General features: G+C 68.2%; 2 protein-coding genes and 1 pseudogene. 2 read left to right on the top strand and 1 reads right to left on the bottom strand.

The features are described 5' to 3' along the window. Window positions 1-587: pseudogene (locus JCM19049_RS14360) on the bottom strand (tRNA dihydrouridine synthase); the annotation flags it as partial. Window positions 588-690: 103 nt separating this feature from the next. Between JCM19049_RS14360 and JCM19049_RS14355 the strand changes: the two are divergent. Next, window positions 691-1149, top strand: a complete 459-nt coding sequence (locus JCM19049_RS14355) for a hypothetical protein (RefSeq protein WP_054821912.1) — start codon at window positions 691-693, stop codon at window positions 1147-1149. Then, window positions 1149-1358, top strand: a 210-nt coding sequence (locus JCM19049_RS14350; protein ID WP_279403279.1) for a hypothetical protein, incomplete at its 3' end; no start/stop codon positions are given. The genes JCM19049_RS14355 and JCM19049_RS14350, both read left to right, overlap by 1 nt.

Here is a 1358-nt window from a genome sequence, read left to right as displayed (position 1 = left end):
TGCGCCCGTGCAGTGCCACCGCCGCGACCCCGTGGTCGCGGGCGATCTTCGCCGACTCCAGGTAGGTCAGGTGGTCCTCGTCGATGCCCTTGCGCATCTTGATGGTCAGCGGGATCTCGCCCTTGGCGGCCTCGGAGGTGGCGGCGGCGATGATCGCGGTGAACAGGTCGGTCTTCCATGGCAGGGCCGCTCCCCCGCTTGCGGGTCACCTTGGGGACCGGGCAGCCGAAGTTCAGGTCGATGTGGTCGGCCAGGTCCTCCTCGACGACCATGCGCACCGCGGCGCCCACGGTCTTGGCATCCACCCCATAGATCTGGATGGAGCGCAGCTGCTCGTCGGCGTCGTGGGAGATGATGCGCATGGACTCCTGGTTGCGTTCGACCAGGGCGCGGGCGGTGACCATCTCGGTGACATACACTCCACCGCCGTATTCGCGGCACAACCGGCGGAACGCCCGGTTGGTGATGCCGGCCATGGGGGCGAGCACCACCGGGGTCTCGATGGTGTGCTTGCCCAGTTGCAGGGGCGGCAGCTCGAGTTTGGTGGGCGTCTGGGGCACGGCGGGGGTATCGGATAGCAGGGTCACCGAACCATTATCCCAAAAAGTTTGGCGTGGTGGGCTGAGATCTTCATCAAACCGAGACCACCCCGGGCTGGCCTTCGCGCCGGCTGATGCGCAGAATTGGGTCATGACTAGTATTGCCGCCTCCTCGCGACGGCTGGTGTGGGTCCTGGCAGGACTGTGCGCGGTGGTGCTGATCACCGCCATGAGCCTGGTGCTGCTGCGCCCGGGCGGCGCCCAGCTACCGGCCGGTTCCCCGCAGGCCGCCACCCAGTCCTACCTGAACGCCTACTCGGCCGGTGACTGGGAGCAGGTGCGCGGGCTGTCCGTGCAGCCCGGGCAGCGGGCCTGCAACGACGGGCAGGGGCTGGAGGAGGTGGGGATGGAGCTGGTGTCCGCTTCCTCCGCCGGCTCCACCGCGACCGTGCGGGTGCGGATGAACATGCTGCACCTGGAAGGACCCCTGTCCCTGGGGGTGGGCGGCTACGAGGATGAGTTCCAGCTCACCCGCCAGGACGGGGTCTGGAAGGTCAGCCTGGCGCCGTGGCTTGTGGCGTTGTGCACGGATGAGGAAATGGGGTACTGATGATGGCCACCTCCCTGGCTGCCGCGCCGCGCAGCACCGTGGGCACCGTGCGGGCCCTGGTCATGCACGGCCTGCTTTTTGTGTTGTTGATGATCTTCACCTCCGGGCTGGCGGCACTGATTTCCTCCGCCCTGTCCATGGCCGGCGCCCCGGAGGTCGATTCCGGTGCGTTGCCGATGGCGTTGGCCGCCACCGCGGTGGCCGGCCCG

This window comes from Arthrobacter sp. JCM 19049 (assembly GCF_001310435.1).
Note: the sequence above shows the minus strand (reverse complement) of the source record. Positions and strands in the feature narration are given on the sequence as shown.

Coding starts and splice junctions, on each gene's coding strand:
- JCM19049_RS14355 (WP_054821912.1), top strand. CDS start 691: ATGACTAGTATTGCCGCCTCCTCGCGACGGCTGGTGTGGGTCCTGGCA.